We start from the raw sequence: 20,623 nt of genomic DNA, 5'->3' as shown, positions 1-20,623 counted from the left end.
ACCTACAACAGCGCGGTTAACAGCCGCGTGCTCTACCATTGAGCTACCGAGGAATAGGTGCGTGCTCTCAAGCAACGAAGTTTATTATACGGACGAATCAGCTCAGGGCAAGAACTTTTTTGAAAAATTTCCGACCTAGTCGTTGGCCTTGATTATCAACTTCATCCGAACACCTCCCACATTCATCCGCACATGTGCGGATGAATGTGGGAACCCGATACCCTGAGGGCCGGACCGGCCGGCCCCGGGAGATCGGAGGACGGCATGTCCGGAAAGAAGAATAGGGGCTCCGCGAGGGCGGTCCCGAGGGCCTACGGAAGGCTCACGAGGCACGAGCGGGACACGGTCCAGAGGATGCTGGAGCGCGGGGCCTCGTGCAGGGAGATCGCGAGGGAGCTGGGCAGGTCGCCCTCGACGGTGAGCGCCGAGGTGGCGTCGCACAGGTTCGTGACGGCGCCGAAGCCCAGGCGCGGCGAGCGCGTGGGCGCCGACACCGACCTGTCGTCGGCCTGCCCGCGCCTGGCGGCGTGGCCGCGCTGCTGCAACGGGTGCGGCCGCTACCGCGCGATGGGCTGCAAGCGCCGCCCGCACGTCTTCTACGAGGCCCGCGCCGCGCAGCTGTGCGCGGACTCGGTGCTCGTCTCGTCCAGGCGCGGGATCGACGCCGACGAGCCCGCCGCGGCGGCCAGGCTGGAGGCGATAAGGGACTGCCTGCGCCGGGGGCTGTCGCCCGAGCAGATGGCGGCGCGCAACGGCGGCCCGGTGGACCTGTCGCCGTCGACCATCTACCGCTGGGTCTCGGCGGGCTACGACGGGATGACGAACATGGAGCTCAGGCGGAAGGTCGGCTACAGGCCGAGGAAGCGCGCCGCCGGCCGGGCGGCCACACGCCACTCCGCCCGCAGGTCATACGCCGCGTTCCTCGCCCTCGGGGAGGACGCGTGCGCCGCGGCCTGGGAGATGGACACCGTCGAGGGCGCCCGGGAGGACTCCGCGTGCCTGCTCACGCTGCTGCACCGCCCCAGCAGGCTGCAGCTGGCGCTCCTGCTCGGGGAGAAGACCTCCGGGCGCGTCGCGGCCGCCCTGGAGGGCGTCCGGGCGGTCCTCGGCGCAGACGGGACGCGCCGCGTGTTCCGCGCCGTGCTCACCGACAACGGCGCGGAGTTCGCCGACGAGGGCGCGGTCGCGGCCCTCCTCGGCGAGGGGCCCGGCGAGACGAGGCTGTTCTACTGCGACCCCGGGCGAAGCGACCAGAAGGGCGCCTGCGAGCGCAACCACGTCGAGATAAGGAAGCTGCTGCCCAAGGGCGCCGGCCTCAGGTTCGACCGGCTCTCCCCGGCCGACCTGGCGCTCGCGATGTCGCACGTGAACTCCGAGCCCCGCGGCGCGCTCGGCTTCGCGACGCCCGCCCGCGCCTTCAGGGCGATGCTCGGGGACGACGCGGCGGCGCTGCTGGACGCCTACGGCGTGGAGGATGTGCCGCTCGACGAGCTCGACCTGACGCCGGGGCTGATAGGGCGGGCGCGCGCAGAGAGGGGCGATGCCCCGCTGTCCTAGCCTGAAGGAAATAACGGAATAGACGGACCGGCCGTCCGGCTGAGTCTGGGAAGAGGTGCCGGGCGGAGGGCGGAGCATGGCCACCGGACCCATCGAAACACATCTCCACCGTTCCATCAACTGGGAAAACGGCGCCCCCGGACTCCAGGAGGGGCCGCGGGGGCGTTCAGCTAACTGCGGGAATGGCCTATTTGCTCAATGTGTTCGGCTGAGATCGGAAATCAACCACCTAGTCGTTGGCGACGTTCTTAAACGACCAGTCATTCAAGAACGTCCCCAACGACTACATAAAAGCGCCCTCAAGCGGATGTGCTTGAGGGCGCCTCTTGCTTGATTAGCTTTCGATGTAGTCTTTCAGTTTGCTGGAACGGCTCGGGTGACGGAGCTTGGCCAGGGTCTTGGACTCGATCTGGCGGATACGCTCGCGCGTGACGCCAAACTCGCGACCGACTTCCTCGAGCGTGCGGGGATGTCCGTCAACGAGACCAAAGCGCAGCTCGATAACCTTGCGCTCACGATCGGCAAGCGAATCGAGCACCTGGGTGAGCTGCTCCTGCAGCATGGAGAAGCTGGCGGCATCGGGCGGAACGATAGCCTGGGAGTCCTCGATGAAGTCGCCCAGCTGGGAATCCTCTTCCTCACCGATCGGGGTCTCGAGCGACACAGGCTCCTGCGAAATCTTCTGGATCTCGCGGACGCGGTCGGCGCTCATGTCCATCTCAGCACCGATCTCCTCAGGGGTCGGGTCGCGACCCAGATCCTGGAGGAGCTGGCGTTGCACGCGGACGAGCTTATTGATGGTCTCGACCATGTGCACGGGAATACGGATGGTACGGGCCTGGTCGGCAATAGCGCGCGTAATGGCCTGACGGATCCACCACGTGGCGTACGTGGAGAACTTAAAGCCCTTCTGGTAGTCGAACTTCTCGACGGCGCGGATCAGACCGAGGTTGCCCTCCTGAATCAGATCCAGGAACAGCATGCCACGGCCGACATAGCGCTTGGCGATGGAGACGACCAGACGCAGGTTTGCGCTGATGAGCGCCTGCTTGGCCTCAAGACCAACATTCTCAATACGCGTAAGTCGACGCATCTCGGAGCGTGTGAGTTCAATCTCGCCTGCATCGGCAGCCTCGAGCTTCTCGGTAGCCTCGAGACCGGCCTCGATCTTCATGGCCAGATCGACCTCTTCAGATGCGGTCAGCAGGTCGACCTTACCGATCTCCTTGAGGTACATACGAACCGGGTCGCCGGTCAGCATCACCGTGGAGGCATCGATGCCGCGCACGCGCGAACGCGAACGGGACGTGCGCACGGTGCGCTTCTTCTTGCTCTTGGAAGAGCCCATCTCGGCGTCGGCCTGGCGGGCCATCTTAAGCTCGTGATCGTCAAGCGAGCCGGAATCGTGCTCGCCATCGTCAAAATCATCGGTATCGTTATCGTCATCGTCGACGTCCATCGGGGCGTCGTCGTTTCCGCTCGCGGAGATAATCTGGATGCCGCTGTTGCGCAGCGCGGAATACACCGCGTTGAGCTGCTCATCAGTAACATCGATATCCTTCAGGGCGACCTGAATCTCGTCCTCGGTTACCGAAGTCCTGTTTGAGCCGTTGCCCATGAGCTTTGCAACGTAGGATTCCAGCCCAGTACCCGTGCTCTCAGTCTTTTTTGGCACAGATTCTCCCTTCGTAGTCCACAGGACTCAATACTTTAGCACACACGTACACCTCTATACCCAAAATAAAGACAGGATATAGGCGAGAATACGCTGGTTGACCACAACATCTAGGCCTGATCGGCACCTGCGGTCTCCAAACCGATCAAACGGAACGGGTCGGCCACGCCACCGATCGACTTTTGGAGCTCGCGCTGGCGCTGTGAATCTTGCACCGCCTGCATCGTCAGCACGCGACGAGCCTCATCGTCGAGTGAACGGTCCTGACGCAACTTGGCCTGCGCGGCTCGCATGCGACGTTTGATGGTGTAGAGCTCGAGCGTATCGAGCATAAAGACGATGTTCGTCTCGGTCGGGTGCTTGCTCGTCGCCGAGATGCGCCCGGTGCTGACAAGCGACGCCGCCTCGGGACACACCGCCCGCGCCGCATCCATGCATGCCGCAGGATCGGTTCCCGGCGGCGTTGCCAGCACGGCCCACGCAATGGACTCGTGACGCGGGTCAACCCACTCGATAGAACAAATGCGATCGGCATACGTGCGGAACAGATCGGGGTAGCTCGTGAGCATCGTCAGCAGCTCGCGCTCCCCCGCCAGGGATTTCCGCTCCAGATCGGTCAAAACAATCGGCATCGACGGAGCTGCCGCCGCGCTTGGACTATCGGCAACGGGCGCAGCGCTTTCCATTCCCGCCGGCACATCGATTGGCGGCAGGTCCTCGTCGACCTCCACCGGTGCGGCCCCATAGGCATCAAGCGGAACGTAATCGTACGGGTCCTCCTCGACCGGTGCGGACACCGGCGACGTTGCACCCGCGGCCCAGACACCACGACTGGCACTGCGCGCACCGGCCGCACCGCCGCCCGAGCTTCGTCCCTGCGAACCGCCCGCGCGCTCAGCTTGTGCGCGTTGACGCTCGTAGCTCTGCTCACGCCGGCGCTCGGCATCCTCGCGCTTGGCGACATCGCGAAACACGCGGCCCGAGCTCGCGCGCACGGTCTCCAGGTCCAAACCCAACAGATCGGCAATCTGGATAAAGTACGTGTCGATCATATAGCTGTCGCGCAGCGGATAGATGAGCGTCAGCGCGTCCTCGAGCGCCTTAGCACGACCGCCCGGCGTGGTAATGTCGCTCGACTCCTGCAGCGAACGGTAGACAAAGTCCATGAGGGGCTCGGCGGCATCGATGCGCGCCTGAAGTGCCTCGCCGCCATGCGCCGTGATGAACTCCATGGGGTCGTTGCCGTCGGGCAGCACCACGCAGCGCAGGTCCATCGAATCCTGCTCGATAAACTGAATCGCGCGGCGAGCGGCCTTTTGACCGGCGGCATCGCCATCGAACATATACACAATGCGCTTGGCAAAGCGGGTTAGCGTCTTTACGTGATGCTCCGTGAGCGCCGTGCCCAGCGTGGCGACGACGTTTTTGATCCCTGCCTCCCAGCAGGCGATGCAGTCGGTATAGCCCTCCACCACGATGGCGGTATCCTGCGCAACGATAAACTCCTTGGCCCAGTTAAAGCCGTAGAGGTTTCGCTTTTTATGAAACACGCTCGTCTCGGCGGTGTTGAGGTACTTAGGCTGACCATCGCCCATGATACGCCCGCCAAAGGCGATATTGTGACCCTGCTCATCAAAGATGGGAAACATCACGCGGTCGTAAAAACGGTCGGCAAGCTGTCCGCGTCCACGGCTCACTGCCACGTTGGCGTCAATCATCTCCTGCGGGGTAAAGCCCGCCTGCGACAGATGCGAAACCAGCGCGTTGCGACCCGGCGCAAAGCCCAGGCAGTAGCGGCGACAGACATCTCCGCCCATGCCACGGCTGGCAAAGTACTCGCGCGGACGGCTGTCCTTACCGCGCATAAGCATGGTGTGGTAGAACTGGGCCGTCTCGGCGCACAGGTCATAGATGCGGGCGCGCTTGGTGCCGCGATCGCGCTGCGCACCGGTATCGTGCAGTTCAATGCCCGCACGATCAGCCAAATAGCGGATCGACTCGGGAAAACCCAGGTTCTCGCGCTTCATGATATAGGTAAAGACGTCGCCGCCCTCGCCGCAGCCAAAGCAGTGCCACACCTGCGTAGCAGGGATAATGTGAAACGATGGGGTCTTTTCGCCATGAAACGGGCAGCAGCCCCAAAACTCATGGCCGCGGGGCTTGAGCTCAACCGTTTCCTGCACGATGGCAACCAGGTCCGACGCCGCGCGTACCTGATCTTTTTCCTCATCACTAATCACGGATACTCACCCCCTGCTCACCCAAGTTATGACGGATATCGTCGATATTACCCTCGACGGTCGCGATAAGCTCGTCCAGGGAATCGAACACGCGAGACGGACGCAGCCAGCGCGTAAACGCCAGCGACACGGAAGCGCCATACAAGTCGCCCGCATAGCCGATCAAGTTGGCCTCGAGATGCGCCGAGGCGGCATCATCGGCATAGGTCGGCGGCAGGCCGACGTTAACGGCAGCAGGCCATACGGTATCGTCGACCAGCACCAGACCCTCATAGACGCCATCGGCGGGCACCTGGATACCGTCGGGCACCTGGATGTTTGCCGTGGGAAAGCCCATGTCGGAGCCCTCGTGACGGCCAGCCGCCACAACGCCGCGCAGCATATAGGGACGGCCGAGAAGCTCGGCAGCCAGCTCCACATGACCCTGACCCAGCTCATGGCGGATGCGCGTGGCGCAGATGGTCTGCCCGTTAACGCAGAGCAAATCGTGGCCGTAAACGTCAACCCCACGCTCAGTGCCCCAGGCGCGCATCTCGTCAACGCCCGAAGCGCCGCCGCGGCCGAGCCTAAAGTCGCTGCCTACACGAATGGAGCGAATGTCGACAACGCGCGACAACAGCTCCAGAAACCCGACATGGTCGAGTGCCGCCACGGCGGGCGTAAAGGGAACTGCCACCACTGCATCGACCCCGGTTTGAGCCAGGGCATGCAAGCGGTCGGCCGTCGTCATCAATTTTTGAGCGGGCGACGGACTCACCACGACGTCCGGATCAGGATCGAAGGTGACCACGACCGCTTTGCTACCGTGATCATGCGCATCGCGAATAACCGCGTCGATCAGCTCTTGGTGCCCACGATGCACGCCATCAAACACGCCAATGGTGATCGACGCGGCACCCAAGAACTCGCAACCATCAAACGCATCGGCAGAAACGATACGGGCCTCATCCAACTCACCCGCGAAAAAGATACGCGCGAGCTCGTGGGGCGCCAGCATCATCGAACACCGCCGATCGCTTGCGGAAAGACGTGCTCCATCACAAAGCGGCCGCCCTCGATACGAGCAAGCGCCTTGAGCCCCCCATCGAGCACGAGCGCGAACGGCGCCTTCGCCATATCGAAGTCCGCAAGCGCGCGTTCAACGGGAATGCGGCGACCACAAAGCAGGTCGTCTGCAAGATTGCCCGGCAAATCGACACGCGTGGCACCAAGGGCGGCAATGGGATCCAGAGCGAAGCCGGCAGCGGACTCGGCAGAGAGCTCCTCTACCGCATGACAGGCGCCAATGGAAACCACGCCGGAGGCCGTACGGCGCAGCGCGGAAATATGCGCAGCGCTATCGCAGGCGCGACCCAGATCGCGAGCGAGCGCACGAATGTAGGTGCCCTTGCTTACCGAAAACGCCACGGTCCAGACGCACGTATCGCCCTCGCCGCCCACGGCGATCAGGTCGGCGGCATAGACCTCGACGGGGCGCGGGGGCAACTCAACCGCATTGCCCTCGCGAGCACTCTTATAGGCGCGAACGCCATTGACCGAGATGGCCGAAAACGCTGGCGGCACCTGCATCTGCGGGCCAAGCATAGCGGCTAGCTGCTCACGGGCGTAAGCGAAATCGCGCAGCTCGTGGGCAACGGGCACCGTGCGGACGGCCTCGCCCTCCGCGTCATCGGTATTGGTCTCGACGCCAAACGAAATGTCGGCGACATAACTTTTGGTATCGAGGGTTAGCATGCCCAGCAGACGGGTCGCCTGGCCCACGCCCACCACCATGACACCCGAGGCCATGGGGTCGAGCGTACCGGCATGGCCGACGCGTCGCTCATGAAGGGCGCGTCGGCACTGCGATACCACGTCGTGGGACGTACAGCCCACCGGCTTATCGACGGCGAGCAGCATATTCAATTGAGAAGGCGTACGACGAGCCATGTACCATCCAAAATGTTAGAGCTCGACGGTCACCGAAGCGGGATCCTCCCCTACCAGCTCGGCCAGCATGGGAAGTGCCACGGCGAGCGTCTCGCGAATCGTTCCGTTGTTGGAAAAGCCGGCGGCGGCATGATGCCCGCCACCGCCAAAGTTGGCAGCGATCTCGGACACATCGAGGTCACCTTTGGAGCGCAGGTTGCCGCGCACCTTGGTATCGCCCTCAATGCCCTTCAGGAACAGACAGACCTCCACGCCCATCACCGAACGCACCACATCGACCAGGCCGTCGCACTCGTCCGAAGTGACGCCGCAGGCCTCGAGGTCGCTCTGGTACGCATAACTATATGCCACGCGACCGTGCGCCACGGTCTTGATGCGGCCCATAACGATGGACTTGAGATGCAAGAACTCAACGCGCATGCTCTGGTAGACCTCGAGCGCAACGCGCGCCGGATCGGCACCGTGCGCGACCAGGCGCGAGGCGGCATGGAACGCAGCAGCATCGGCGTTTTGATACTGAAAACGACCGGTATCGGTCACCAGGCCGCACAGCAGACACGTCGCTACGCCATTGCGAGCCACAATACCGCAATTATCCAAAAATCGGTCGATGATCATGGCGCAGGCGGCGGCGTCGACGCACCTCAGGCTCAGCTCGGCAAATTCCTCGCGCGCCGGATGGTGATCGAAGCACACCACATGCGACGAGCGGCGGAGCACCTCGGCGGAGTTGTTCAGACGCTCGACGACCGGCACGTCCACCGAGATGAACAGGTCCGGATTGCCGGTATACGCAGATGCCGGCATCAGACGGTCGGCACCCTCCATAAAGCGGTAAATGCGCGGAACCGGGTCATCGTCTGCCAGCAGCAGGGCAATGTCCTTGTTGGGGAAAAACTTCATAAGCGATAAGCCCAGACCCAGCACGGAGCCCAGGGCGTCACCATCGGGAGACGTATGTCCCGAAATCGCAATGGAGGACGCACCCTCGATGAGCTCGAGGATGCGTCGCTGAATATCTGCAGACTCGCACGATGCGAGGTCGGCGGAATTACTCATCTAAAGCTGCCTCCTGGGCGGCATCCGCTATGGGATAGCCGTCCTCGTCCTTTTCGATCGCAAGCGTGGCGGGAACGTTTTCCAGCGCGCGCGTGATGCGCTCGGCCTCATCGGTCGAGCGATCGATGCGAAAATCGAGCTCGGGCGTGACGCGCCAATCGAGCGAGCGGGCCAACAGGCTACGGATGCGGCCCTTGGCACTGGCGAGCGCCTCCATGACCTCGTCGTAGCGGCTCGCGTCGCACGACACGTACACGCGCGCGAACGAACGGTCCACCGCGACCTCGACCGCGGTCAGGGTGACCAGGTCGAGACGCGGATCGGAAACCTCAAAGAGCAGGATATAACCGAGCTTCTCGCGAAGCTGCTCGCCCAGACGGCGGGTTGCCTGCGTTTGCTTCATAGCGCTACCCCCTACTCGGTACGGGCAACCTGGTCGATACGGTAGCCCTCGATGGTGTCGCCAGGCTTGATGTCCTGGAAGTTCTCCAGGCCAATACCGCCCTCGGAGCCGCTCTTGAGGCTCTTGGCCTCGTCCTTGTAGTGGCGCATCGAGGCGATTTTACCGTTGAAGACCACGATGCCGTCGCGCACCAGGCGCACAGAATCGGTCGCGGCGATCTCGCCCTCTTCGACGCGGACACCGGCGGCGATACCGACCTTGGGCACCTTGAAGGTGTCCAGAACGGTTGCGGAACCCGTGGAGACCTCGACCTCGGTGGGCTTGAGCATACCGATGCGGGCAGCGTCGAGATCCTCGAGGCACTTGTAGATGACGTCGTAGCAACGGATCTCGACGCCCTCGCGCTCGGCGGCGGAGCGGGCCTTGCCGTCGGGACGGACGCCAAAGCCGATGATGATGGCGTTGGAGGCGTCGGCCAGGACGACGTCGGTCTCGTTGATGGCGCCAACGGCGGAGTGGATCGTGTTGATGCGCACCTCGGACTGATCCATCTTGTCGAGGGAGTCCTGAAGGGCCTCGATAGAACCCTGGACGTCGGCCTTGATGATCAGGTTGAGCTCCTTGACCTCGGCATCGGCGATGGTCTCGAAGAGGTTCTCGAGCGTCACGTGCTTCACGCGGCTCTGCTCCTCGATACGGGCCTTGAGCGAACGCTCGTCGGCCAGCGCACGTGCCTCGCGCTCGTCCTCGAACACGCGGAACTCATCGCCGGCGTTGGGGACGGACTGTAGGCCCAAGATCTCGACGGCGTCGGAAGGACCGGCCTCGGTGACGGCGTTGCCCTTGGGGTCGAGCATGGCACGGACGCGGCCATAGGTGAGGCCGGCGACCAGCGTGTCGCCCACGCGCAGGGTACCGCGGGTCACGAGCACGGTGGCAACCGAGCCGCGGCCCTTGTCGAGCTTAGCCTCGAGGACGTTGCCCGAAGCGAACGTATCGGGGTTGGCCTTGAGCTCGAGAACGTCGGCCTGGAGCAGGACGGTCTCGAGCAGGTCGTCGATACCGATCTTCTGCTTGGCCGAGATGTTGACGAACATGTTCTGTCCGCCCCACTCCTCGGGGATGATGCCGTACTCGGTGAGCTCCTGGCGCACGCGGTCGGGGTTGGCGCCCGGCTTATCGATCTTGTTGACAGCGACGACGATGGGAACGCCGGCGGCCTTGGCGTGGTTGATCGACTCGATGGTCTGGGGCATGACGCCGTCGTCGGCAGCCACGATCAGGATGACGATATCGGTCACCTTGGCGCCGCGGGCACGCATGGCCGTAAAGGTGGCGTGACCGGGGGTATCGATGAAGGTAATCTTGCGGTCGTTGATCATGACCTGCGAAGCGCCGATGGCCTGAGTAATGCCGCCCGCCTCGCCGGCAGCGACGCCGGTGTGACGAATGGCGTCGAGCAGGCTCGTCTTGCCGTGGTCGACGTGGCCCATGACGGTGACGACCGGGGCACGCGGCTTAAGGTCGGCGGGATCGTCGTAGAACGAGAAGGTGTTCTCCTCCTCGGGGGTGATGATCTTGATCTGGCGGCCCAGGTCGTCGGCAACGAGCTCGACGAGGTCGTCGGACATGGACTGCGTCATGGTAAGCGGCGTGCCCAGCAGGAACAGGCGCTTGATGATGTCGTTGGCCGGAACGTCGAGCGCCTCGGCGAGCTCCTGGACGGTAACGCCCTGGGAAACCTTGATGGCGTCGAGGTCCTCGGGGTTCACGCCCTGGGCCAGCGCCTCCTCAATCTTGCGCTCTTCCTGAGCCTTTGCGGCCTCGCGCTCGCGCTTCTCCTTGCGCTTTTTGCGGCGACCAGTGGACTCGCGAGAGGCCTCCTCGACGGCGGCACGAGCCTCCTCGAGCACCTTCTCGCGGCTGTACTCCTCGGCCTCGCGAGCCATGCGGCTGTAGTGGTCCTCTTCGTTGTTGTGACCGCCCTTGCGCTTCTTGCCCTTGCCCTGCTTGTCGGGGTTGGGGAAGTCCATGCCGGCAGCGACGTTGTTGCTGGCGTTGGTGCGATGGCTGTGCGGACGGCTCTCGGAAGCGTTGCGCTCGGAGTTGTTGTCGGAGGCGTTGCGATCGTTACGACGGCCACCGCGGCGGTCGTTGTTGCCGCCACGACGGTTACCACGCTCAGCGGCGCGCTCGGCCTTGGCCTTGTCCTCGGCGTCCTTCTTCTCCTTGAGCACGGTCTCCTGTGCGGCGATCTGGTCGAGCAGCGAACGGAAGCGCGAACCGGAGTCGGAAGCGGGAACGGCGCGGCGCTGAGCCTCGCGGGCAGCCTCCTCCTTCTCGCGGGCAAGGCGCTCCTGCTCGGCCTTCTTCTTGGCCTCAGCCTCGGCACGGGCGGCCTCCTCGGCAGCCTGAGCTGCGGCAAACTGGCGGCGCTCCTCCTCGCGTGCCTTCTCGGCAGCGATGCGCTCGCGCTCGGCCTCGGCGGCGCGTGCGGCCTCCTCGGCGGCAGCTGCCTGCTCCTCGGCCTGCTTGGCAGCCTCGACTTCCTGGGCGCGGGCCTCAATCACCGAGGCGAGCTGCTTGCGGACCATAGCGACATAAGCGTCCTCCAAGGTGGAGGAAGCAGACTTAGCGGGAATCTTCATTTCGGCGAGATGACCCATCAGTTCTTTGGAGGTCATGCCGAACTCTTTGGCCAGGGTGGACACACGGACTTTTGCCATATGACTTCACCTACCCTTTCTGGCACCTTGGGTGCCTAGAGACTGAACGAGCGTGGGATACGCGCCAGGACCCGCCCGGCGCGACCGCGCGCTAGATCAGGTCCTCCGCATCATCGAAGGCGTCGGTGTCGTGGACACCGCAGAATCGGGAGCCGGGACGAGCCTGGTTGCGGCACTGGATGCCGTCCTCGGACACGTACTCGCAGCGGCGGACGTCCTCGTCCTCCTCGTCACCGATCAGGTCGGCGGCGGGCTCCTCGTGAACGGGAACGTTCTTGAGGATGTCGGCGGCAAGCGTCTCGGACTTGATGTCGATGTGCCAGCCGGTCAGGCGCGCGGCGAGGCGGGCGTTCTGGCCCTCCTTGCCGATGGCGAGGGACAACTGGTCGTCGGGCACGATGACGCCGGCGTAGGCCTTCTCCTCGTCGATGAGGACGCGGGTGACCTTAGCGGGCGACAGGGCGTTGGCGACGTAGACGGCAGGATCGGCATCCCACAGGATGACGTCGACGCGCTCGCCACGGAGCTCGCCCACGACAGCGCGGACACGGCTGCCCTTGGGGCCGACGCAGGCGCCCACGGGATCCAAACGGTCGTCGAGCGAGTGAACGGCGACCTTGGAGCGCTGGCCGGGCTCGCGGGCGATCGACTTGATCTGGACGGTGCCCTCATAGATCTCGGGCACCTCCTGCTCAAACAGACGACGCATGAGCTCGGGGTGGGTACGGGAGATGACAATCGGCGGACGGCTGTGCTCGCCACGAACCGGCTGCAGGTTGGAGTTGGGGTCGCGAACGTCGATGATCACGGCCTTGATGTGCTGGTTGTGCAGGTAGCGCTCGCCCATCGGACGCTCGTTGCGCTCGTTCTCGTAACGGCGCTGGTCGAAGTGCGGAAGCTCGGCCTCGACGCCCTCGCGAATCTTGACGATCGTGAAGTCGGGCGTGGACTGCAGCACGGTACCGCTGATGAGGTCACCGATGCGGCCGGAGAACTCCTCGTAGATCTGCTCGCGGGCGGAGTTGCGCACGATGGCGTTGATCTCGGCCTTGGCGTGCTGGGCGGCGATGCGGCTCGTGTTCTTGGGGGTGACGTCGATCTCCTCGAACTCGGTGAAGTTGCCCTCCTCGTCCATGGAATCGTCGATCGGCTCCAGGCGGTAGACGTAGATCTTGCCGGTGGTGCGGTCGATGGTCACCTTGGCGCCCCACTCAAGATGCAGGATCTCGGCATAGCTCTTGGCGAGCGACTGCTCCAGGCGGTCGATCAGGTAGAGCTGGTCGATGTGCTTCTCCTGGCAAAGCTCCATCAGGGCGGACATCATGTCGGATGCTGCCATCTTACTTTCCTTCCTTCGCGGGCTTGAAGTCGTAGGTGGGCTTCAACTTGCACTTTTTAACATCAGAGAAATCGAGGGTAACGGACTCGCCGCCCTCGAGCTCAAGGGTCACGTTCGTCTCGGTGGCGGCGGCAATCTTGCCGGCGTACTTGCGACGACCCTCGGTGGCGGTGGAGGTGAGCTCGCAGTTCTCGCCCACAAAGCGGGCAAAGTCGCACGGGCGGCGTAGCGGGCGCGCCATGCCCGGGCTCGACACCTCGAGCGTATAACTCGAAGAGATGGGGTCGAGCTCCTCAATCACATCGCCGACCCATTTGGTGTTGGCCGTGACGTCGTTGAGCGACAGGCTCTGACCCTCGGCACCCTCGATACGCACGCGCACGCAGGGGGCCTTGGTGGCACCCACGAGCTCGACGTCGACGATGTCGACATCGTGCTGGGGAGCGACGGCCTCGAGCGCGTCGATGATCGCCTGCTCGGTCTTGGTCTTGACCATTGCGGCACCTCCATCCATACAAAAAAGAAGCGGGGCCGAAACCCCACTTCTTTCAATTACAACTTCATTTGCAAGCAAACTATACCAATAGCTGCGGAAACGTGCAAGCACAGTACGAATCTGCAGGTCAGCGTGCGCACAGCTTCTCCACAAGAATAGGACAATTGGTCGAGGAACCCCATGCGGCGCACCCTCAACAGCCCCAAAACGGGCCATGCGTCCCAGAGCGCCGACCGAATCGGGCCCTATGGGCATTCCATCCCTGGGCGCACATCGGCCAGACTAAAGCTGAGAGGCATTCTGTAGCGAGAAAGCCTGCCGCACGCATTGACCGCGCAACCTTCCAGTATCTCTACGGCAAGGAGGATCCATGGAACGCCTAGGCACCCTCTGCGCGACCGCGCTCGTCGTAGCTGCCTGTTCGTTCGCTCTGACGGGTTGCAACAACATCGATGGCAAAACCGGAACATGCGAACCGAACCCTGGCAGCACCAAGGCCATCGAAAAAACCGAACCCCCGGTGAGCTTCGACAAAATAGACGAGGACATCGTCGATCCCCAGGGTTTGGGCCCCGACCCCCAAGAACAGTTCCCCATCGACCTAGAGGCAGACGAGAACGTCCATGTTGCCTGCGTGGGCAAGGACACCGACGGCTACGGGGACGCCGCGCTCGTCTTTACGGTGACAAACAACACCGATGTCGACATGATGTTTGGCGATGTGGACTCCTATGCCTACGTCAACGGCGTGGTCCGCGTTGTGCGCATGCGTCAGCAGGTCGCAGCGGGCGAGGAAACGCGCGCCATGCTCACCTTTGTAGGCACCCTCGACGACCCGGACTTTGATGTGAACAACAACCTCAACGACATCTACCTCAACATTTGGATGTTCGAACAGGCAACGGGCAACGTTTACTTTAGGGACCTGGTACACATCCCGTAGAAGACGGTGCGACGCGCCGACTAAGCAGGGCATACAACAGAAAACGAGGGGCGACCCAACCGGACCGTCCCTCGTTTATTGCATGTCAGCTTTACGCGCAGCGCTTATTTGACCACCAGGTTGACCAGCTTGCCGGGCACGCAGATAGCCTTGACGACCGTCTTGCCCTCAAGCCACTTGGCGACGGCGACCTCGGCGGCAGCCTGCATCACCTCGTTGGAGGCATCGCGGGCCACGTCGATGCGGCCGCGGACCTTGCCGAGCACCTGGACGACGATCTGCACCGTATCCTCGATGGACTCGGCCAAGTCGAACTCGGGCCAGGCGGCGGTGTAGGCATTGCCCTCGCAGCCGAGCGCCTCGTGCCACAGCTCGTCGGCCCAGAACGGGCAGATGGGGGCAAGGACGCTCACGATATCCTTAGCCACGCCGTAGCACAGCGCCTTGTCACGCGATGCGCCCTCAGTTGCGTTGAGGTAGGCGCTCGCCGCGTTGACGAGCTCCATGACGGCCGAGATGGCGGTGTTGAACTGGCCGCGGTCGAAGTCCTCGGTGCACTTGGCGATGGTGCGGTGACGCTCGCGATAGAGCTTCATCGCAACCTCGTCGAGCGTGGACTTGTCGAAGGCCACGCTGGCGTCGCCGGACTGGACGAGCTGCCACACGATACGCCAGGCGCGCTTGATAAAGCGGTTGGCGCCCTCGACGGCCTTGGGATCCCAGTCGAAGTCCTTCTCGGGCGGGGCGATAAACAGGATCGCCAAACGCATGGTGTCGGCACCATAGGGCTCGATAACCGAACTCGGGGGCACGACGTTGCCCTTGGACTTGGACATGGTATCGCCGTTCTCGTCCTTGACCATGCCCTGGCACAGCAGGTTGGTGAAGGGCTCGTCCACGCTCAGCAGACCCAGGTCGCGCAGCGCCTTGGTAAAGAAGCGGCTGTAGAGCAGGTGCAGAATGGCGTGCTCGATGCCGCCGATGTAGTTATCGACGGGCATCCAACGGTCGGCGGCCTCGCGGGAGAAGGGCAGCTCGGTGTTGTGCGGGTCGGTATAGCGCAGGTAATACCAGCTGGAGCAGGTAAAGGTGTCCATGGTGTCGGTCTCGCGCTTGGCAGGACGGCCGCAGACCGGGCAGGTGGTCTCGTAGAACTCCTTGCACTCGGCGAGGGTCTCGCCGGCACCCAGGTCCAGGTTCTCGGGCAGCGTCACCGGCAGCTGATCCTCGGGCACGGGCACGATGCCGCAGTGCTCGCAGTGGATAGCCGGGATGGGGTTGCCCCAATAACGCTGGCGGGAGATGAGCCAGTCGCGCAGACGGAACTCGACCTTGCGACGGCCGCAGCCCATAGCCTCGAGGTCGGCCACGATCGCAGCCTCGCCCTCGGAGTGCTTGCCGCCGCGCATGCCAGTGTACTTGCCGGACTGGACGAGCGTGCCCTCGGCAGCGTGGGCACAATCCCAGTCGACGGTCTCGGCATGGAAGGTATCGATGGTCTCGCCGCTGGCCTCGACGGCAGCGCGATCGTCATCGTCGAGGATGATCGGCACGATCGGCAGGTCGTACTTGCGGGCAAACTCAAAGTCGCGCTGGTCGCCGCAAGGAACGGCCATGACGGCGCCGGTGCCGTAGTCGGCAACGACATAATCGGCAACCCACACGGGGACCTTCTCGCCGTTGACGGGGTTTACCACATAGCGGCCCGTGAAGGCACCGTGCTTCTCGAGGGTGCCCTGGGCACGCTCGACGGCAGAGATATGCTTGGAGTCCTCGACGATCTTGGTGACGGCCTCCTCGTACTCCGTGCCCTCGACGAGCTCGTGCAGGCCGGCGTACTCGGGAGCCAGAACAAAGAAGGAAACGCCAAAAAGGGTATCGGCACGCGTGGTAAAGACGGTGATCTTGCCCTCGTCGCCCTCGATGGGCTCGCCATCCTGGTCGCACAGGGTAAAGTCGACCTCGGCGCCCTCGGAGCGACCGATCCAGTTGGCCTGCATCTGCTTGACGCGCTCGGGCCAGCCGGGGAGCTTCTCCAGGTCGTCGAGCAGCTCCTGAGAGTACTCGGTAATCTTGTAGTACCACTGCTCAAGGTCGCGCTTCTCGGGCTCGGTGCCGCAGCGCCAGCACTTGCCCTCGGTGACCTGCTCGTTGGCCAGAACGGTCTTGCAGGTGGGACACCAGTTGACCGGGTTCTTCTTGCGGTAGACCAGGCCCTTTTCCCACATCTTCTCAAAGATCCACTGACCCCAGCGGTAGTAGTCGGGGCTGCAGGTCTTGACCATGCGATCCAGATCGTAGGAGAAGCCCATGCGCTTCATCGTGGCGAGCGCCTGGTCCATGTTCTTATACGTCCAGGCGGCAGCCTGCGTATTGTGCTTGATGGCGGCGTTCTCGGCAGGCAGGCCAAAGGCGTCAAAGCCGATGGGATGCAGCACGTCAAAGCCGCGCATGCGGGCCTGACGGGCCATGGCATCGCCGATGGTATAGTTGCGAGCGTGGCCCATGTGCAGGTCGCCCGACGGATACGGGAACATCTCGAGCACGTACTTCTTGGGCTTACTGTCGTCGGTGTCGACGGCAAAGAGGTTGGAGTCCTCCCAGGCCTTCATCCACCTGGACTCAATGGCCTGCGCGTCGTAGACAGGGATCTCGTCCTTATGATCTGTGCAATCGCACATATCAGCTCCTTTGTTAGCTGGGTTGGGACGGGGCGTTCTTACCTTTGCTCGCTGCTGCGGACAGTCCTGCTCGCACGAAGAGCACATTAAGTGCTCTTCGGCTCGTGCGGAACTTGCAGCGAGCAAAGGTAAGAACGCCCCGCCACATCGTTAACTCGCATGATGATAGCAAATACGACAAGCGAGATGCCTGCGACTTGCATGCATCTCGCTTTATCTAAATAGCGTGGTTGGGAATCAACCGCTAATTGTTACCCGCTCAAGCATGGTCGGGTTTTCCAAGTGCCGCAGATTGCCGTGAAAGAGGAGCGTCGCGTACTTTGGTACGCGAGCGACGGTTTGAACGGCAAGGTGCGGTGCTTGGGAAAGCCGCTTAGCGGTAGCTGACGCTTTGCTGGGAGTCCTTGACGACTACGTCGTGGGCGCCGCCTTCGACGATGGAAGTAGAGCTGACCAGCGTTAGGCGTGCCTTTTCCTGGAGCTCGGGGATCGAGAGGGCACCGCAGTTGCACATCGTCGACTTGACCTTATAGAGCGTGCCGCCCACGCCGTCCTTGAGGGAGCCGGCGTAGGGAACGTAGGAGTCGACGCCCTCGACGAAGCTGAGCTTCGCGGCGCCACCCAGATCGTAGCGCTGCCAGTTGCGGGCACGCGCGGAACCCTCGCCCCAGTACTCCTTCATGTACTGACCGTTCACGTTGACGCGCTCGGTCGGGCTCTCGTCGAAGCGGGCGAAGTAGCGGCCCAACATCATAAAGTCGGCGCCCATGGCAAGGGCGAGCGTCATGTGGTAGTCGTAGACGATGCCGCCGTCGGAGCAAACGGGCACGTAGACGCCGGTCTCCTCGTAGTACTCGTCACGAGCGCGGCAGACGTCGATCAACGCGGTGGCCTGGCCACGGCCGATGCCCTTGGTCTCACGGGTAATGCAGATGGAACCGCCGCCGATACCGACCTTGATGAAGTCGGCACCGCAGTCTGCCAGGAAGCGGAAGCCCTCGGCGTCGACGACGTTACCGGCACCGACCTTGACGTCCTCGCCGTAGTTGGCGCGAATCCACTCGATAGTGCGCTTCTGCCACTCGCTGAAGCCCTCGGAGGAGTCGATGCACAGAACGTCGGCGCCGGCCTCGATGAGCAGCGGCACGCGCTCGGCATAGTCGCGGGTGTTGATACCGGCGCCGACCATGTAGCGCTTGTCGTTATCGAGCAGCTCGTTGGGGTTGGTCTTGTGACTGTCGTAGTCCTTGCGGAACACAATGCCCATGAGGTGATCGTTATCGTCGACGATGGGCAGGGCGTTGAGTTTGTTGTCCCAGATGACGTCATTGGCAACCTTAAGGCTGATGTTCTTGTCGCCCACGATGAGCTGCTCACGCGGGGTCATGAACTCGGAGACCTTCGTCTGGTGGTCATCGCGGCTGGGGCGATAGTCACGGCTGGTGACGATGCCCAGGAGCTTACCCTTGGGGGTGCCGTCGTCGGTAACCGGCATAGTAGAGTGACCGGTCTTCTCCTTGAGCTCAATGACCTGCTCCATGGTCATGTCAGGGGTCAGCGTGGAATCGGACTGAACGAAACCAGCCTTGTGATCCTTGACGGCCTTGACCATGGCGGCCTCGGACTCGGCGCTCTGGGAACCGTAAATGAAGGACAGGCCGCCCTCAGTAGCGAGCGCGACACCCATGTCGACGCCCGAGACGGACTGCATGATGGCGGAAACCATGGGGATGTTCAGGGTGATTGCCGGCTTCTCACCGCGCTTAAAGCGGGTCAGCGGCGTCTTAAGAGAGACGTTGTTGGGGATGCACTGCGAGGACGAGTAACCAGGGACCAGCAGATACTCCGAAAACGTGTGGGACTCACCGGGAAAGAACGTAGCCATGTTTCTCCTTTTTCCATGCGACCGGTCGGCTGCAGGCCTCGTAGGACCCAGCCCAACCTTGGGCGCCCAATACTGGGGAAGTATCTTAACGCACTTTGACTGCTACAATGCATGATTTAAGAAGAGCACACGAGGGTTTGACGCAGGCTTTGCGTTTGCCCAGCAAACACTTTAGCAGGGAGACGTAGAGCGTATGGAGTACAAGACGACGGCAAAGTTGGTCATTCAAGCGTGCGACAAGGATTTGCCGGGCGTGTTCGGCCACGGCTGCGTCTTGCTGCTGCAAGGTATCGCCCGCGAACACTCGCTCAACCGAGCCGCTAAAAGCATGGGCATGGCGTATTCCAAGGCCTGGCGCATTGTGAACGAGGCCGAAGGGCAGCTGGGATGCAAACTCATCGAGCGCGACGGTGCCCGCGGATCCACGCTCACCCCCGCCGGCGAGCGAGCCATAGCAGTCTACGAGAAGCTGCAGGTCGACATCAACCAAGTAATTGCCGCAAAGGCCAACGACCTCATCGCCAGTATCAAAGAGTAGCCAATTTGGGACGGGGCCTTATAGCCACACAACCCCATCTCATAAGTTGCGGTGAAATAGGGACTGTTTATGCGGTTAAAGCCGTAAATCAATCCATATTTCACCGCAACTTATGAAGTCGAGGATGATTTAGCTAGTTGCGGAGGGCATTATCTAGGGTGGCGGCCACGATCAAGGGGTCGTCGGTGCCGGCAAAGAGGCGGACGGTGCTCCCCTGCTTGCCGCGTGGGGCCGAAAGGCGCGTCGTTGCGCCGCCAGCCGGCGATGTGCGGAACTCCCCCGGCAAAGCATCAAAGAGATCGCCCGCACTGCGCTCGATAAGATCAAACTCAGCTGCCGGGCCAAAGCCGTGCTCGAGGATTCCCGTTGCAACCGCATGGTCGGGATGCGAACTCAGCCCGGGATAGCGCACGTTGCGCACCATCTCGTTGGCGGCCAGATACTCGGCCAGCGCACGGGCGCGGTCGAAGTGTGCCTGCATGCGGGTATCGAGCGAGTCCAGCCCGCGCTCCAGCACACCAGCCTCGTCAGTAGGCAAACCAAGCTTGCCCAAGCCACAGCCCTCAAACAGGACGTGCACGCACTCAGCCGCGGCATCCACACGATGGCGCTTGAGCTGCGAGCGCGCCACCGAAGCGGCAACGAGCTTGCGCGGCGCCTTACCAGCACACACGCGGTCGAGCGCCTCGAGCAACAGCGCAGCACCTAGCCGCAGCGGATCGCAGCCAAAAGCCGATACCACGGTGTTGTCCACAACCAGCAGCGCATGGGCCTCACGCGCGGCGCGTCCTAACGCTCGCAGATCGGGCACGCGCAGTCCAAACCCGCCAATAGAGTTGACGAACCACCACAGGTGCGGCCCCTCGACCTCAAACGAAGCATCAAAGCCCTCGGACGCAGCGGCAAACGCCTCGGCGGACGGCGAGCCCACGAGCACAACATCGCAGCCATCAAAGCCGCTCGCAAACGCATCGGCAAAGTCATCCGCAAAGGCCACCAGGCGATCGCCGGGCCGTACAATCCCCAGCAACGACAGCGCTGCCGGCACATGCGACGCCGCAAGCAACCGCGCCTCACGCGCGCTGGCCCTCAAAGCCCAGGCCTCTTCTAGCTGCTGTACGCCCATACGGCACCTTCCCTCCAAAACAAAAA

At 62.9% G+C, this 20,623-nt stretch carries 15 protein-coding genes; 3 read left to right on the top strand and 12 right to left on the bottom strand.

What is annotated here, in order from left to right; translation table 11 throughout:
* Positions 1-264 precede the first annotated feature (264 nt).
* Entirely contained in the window at positions 265-1,557 is a 1,293-nt protein-coding gene (locus tag LK493_RS08545; protein ID WP_227790736.1) for an IS30 family transposase, read from the top strand.
* 334 nt (positions 1,558-1,891) lie between these two features.
* On the opposite strand, the gene rpoD is transcribed toward LK493_RS08545, so the two are convergent.
* The 9 genes from rpoD to LK493_RS08500 all read right to left on the bottom strand — a co-directional run bounded on the left by rpoD (position 1,892) and on the right by LK493_RS08500 (position 13,424).
* Positions 1,892-3,232, bottom strand: a complete 1,341-nt coding sequence (rpoD, locus tag LK493_RS08540) for an RNA polymerase sigma factor RpoD (RefSeq protein ID WP_227790735.1) — start codon at positions 3,230-3,232, stop codon at positions 1,892-1,894.
* Positions 3,233-3,342: 110 nt separating this feature from the next.
* Positions 3,343-5,472, bottom strand: a complete 2,130-nt coding sequence (gene dnaG, locus LK493_RS08535; protein WP_227790734.1) for a DNA primase — start codon at positions 5,470-5,472, stop codon at positions 3,343-3,345.
* Positions 5,465-6,472, bottom strand: coding sequence for a riboflavin biosynthesis protein RibF (ribF, locus tag LK493_RS08530; RefSeq protein ID WP_227790733.1), 1,008 nt, complete (start codon positions 6,470-6,472; stop codon positions 5,465-5,467). Before ribF ends, dnaG begins: the two co-directional genes overlap by 8 nt.
* Positions 6,469-7,401, bottom strand: a complete 933-nt coding sequence (gene truB / locus LK493_RS08525; protein WP_227790732.1) for a tRNA pseudouridine(55) synthase TruB — start codon at positions 7,399-7,401, stop codon at positions 6,469-6,471. Before truB ends, ribF begins: the two co-directional genes overlap by 4 nt.
* Positions 7,402-7,416: 15 nt before the next feature.
* Positions 7,417-8,460, bottom strand: a complete 1,044-nt coding sequence (locus LK493_RS08520) for a DHH family phosphoesterase (RefSeq protein WP_227790731.1) — start codon at positions 8,458-8,460, stop codon at positions 7,417-7,419.
* Positions 8,453-8,863, bottom strand: coding sequence for a 30S ribosome-binding factor RbfA (gene rbfA / locus LK493_RS08515; RefSeq protein ID WP_117647311.1), 411 nt, complete (start codon positions 8,861-8,863; stop codon positions 8,453-8,455). The genes LK493_RS08520 and rbfA overlap by 8 nt, the downstream gene beginning before the upstream one ends.
* Positions 8,864-8,874: 11 nt before the next feature.
* On the bottom strand, positions 8,875-11,589 hold the full coding sequence (infB, locus tag LK493_RS08510) for a translation initiation factor IF-2 (protein WP_227790730.1): 2,715 nt from the start codon (positions 11,587-11,589) through the stop codon (positions 8,875-8,877).
* Positions 11,590-11,680: 91 nt separating this feature from the next.
* Positions 11,681-12,928: a transcription termination factor NusA gene (nusA, locus tag LK493_RS08505; protein WP_006234042.1), complete on the bottom strand. Its 1,248-nt coding sequence runs from the start codon at positions 12,926-12,928 to the stop codon at positions 11,681-11,683.
* Position 12,929: 1 nt separating this feature from the next.
* Positions 12,930-13,424 carry a ribosome maturation factor RimP gene (locus LK493_RS08500; RefSeq protein ID WP_227790729.1) on the bottom strand — a complete coding sequence of 165 codons (495 nt, stop codon included), beginning with the start codon at positions 13,422-13,424 and terminating at the stop codon, positions 12,930-12,932.
* Between the two features lie 370 nt (positions 13,425-13,794).
* Between LK493_RS08500 and LK493_RS08495 the strand changes: the two genes are divergently transcribed.
* The gene (locus LK493_RS08495; protein WP_227790728.1) at positions 13,795-14,367 is read left to right on the top strand and encodes a hypothetical protein; all 573 of its coding nucleotides are present in this window, start codon (positions 13,795-13,797) and stop codon (positions 14,365-14,367) included.
* A 104-nt stretch (positions 14,368-14,471) separates the two neighbouring features.
* Here LK493_RS08495 and leuS read toward each other — a convergent pair whose 3' ends face one another.
* Both leuS and LK493_RS08485 read right to left on the bottom strand, forming a co-directional pair.
* A complete protein-coding gene (gene leuS, locus LK493_RS08490; RefSeq protein ID WP_227790727.1) occupies positions 14,472-17,048 on the bottom strand; it encodes a leucine--tRNA ligase in 2,577 nt (858 codons plus the stop codon).
* 373 nt (positions 17,049-17,421) lie between these two features.
* Positions 17,422-18,933 carry an IMP dehydrogenase gene (locus LK493_RS08485; protein WP_006234046.1) on the bottom strand — a complete coding sequence of 504 codons (1,512 nt, stop codon included), beginning with the start codon at positions 18,931-18,933 and terminating at the stop codon, positions 17,422-17,424.
* Positions 18,934-19,126: 193 nt separating this feature from the next.
* On the opposite strand from LK493_RS08485, the gene LK493_RS08480 reads away from it, so the two are divergent.
* Positions 19,127-19,471 (top strand): winged helix-turn-helix domain-containing protein, encoded by a 345-nt coding sequence (locus tag LK493_RS08480; RefSeq protein WP_227790726.1) that lies wholly within the window; start codon positions 19,127-19,129, stop codon positions 19,469-19,471.
* Between the two features lie 133 nt (positions 19,472-19,604).
* On the opposite strand, the gene LK493_RS08475 is transcribed toward LK493_RS08480, so the two are convergent.
* Positions 19,605-20,597: a PLP-dependent transferase gene (locus LK493_RS08475; protein WP_227790725.1), complete on the bottom strand. Its 993-nt coding sequence runs from the start codon at positions 20,595-20,597 to the stop codon at positions 19,605-19,607.
* Positions 20,598-20,623 lie beyond the last annotated feature (26 nt).

Source organism: Collinsella aerofaciens (assembly GCF_020709435.1).
Taxonomy (GTDB): Bacteria; Actinomycetota; Coriobacteriia; order Coriobacteriales; family Coriobacteriaceae; genus Collinsella; species Collinsella aerofaciens_AU.
The sequence above is the reverse complement of the archived record's forward strand: the minus strand, read 5'-3'. Positions and strand labels throughout refer to the sequence as shown.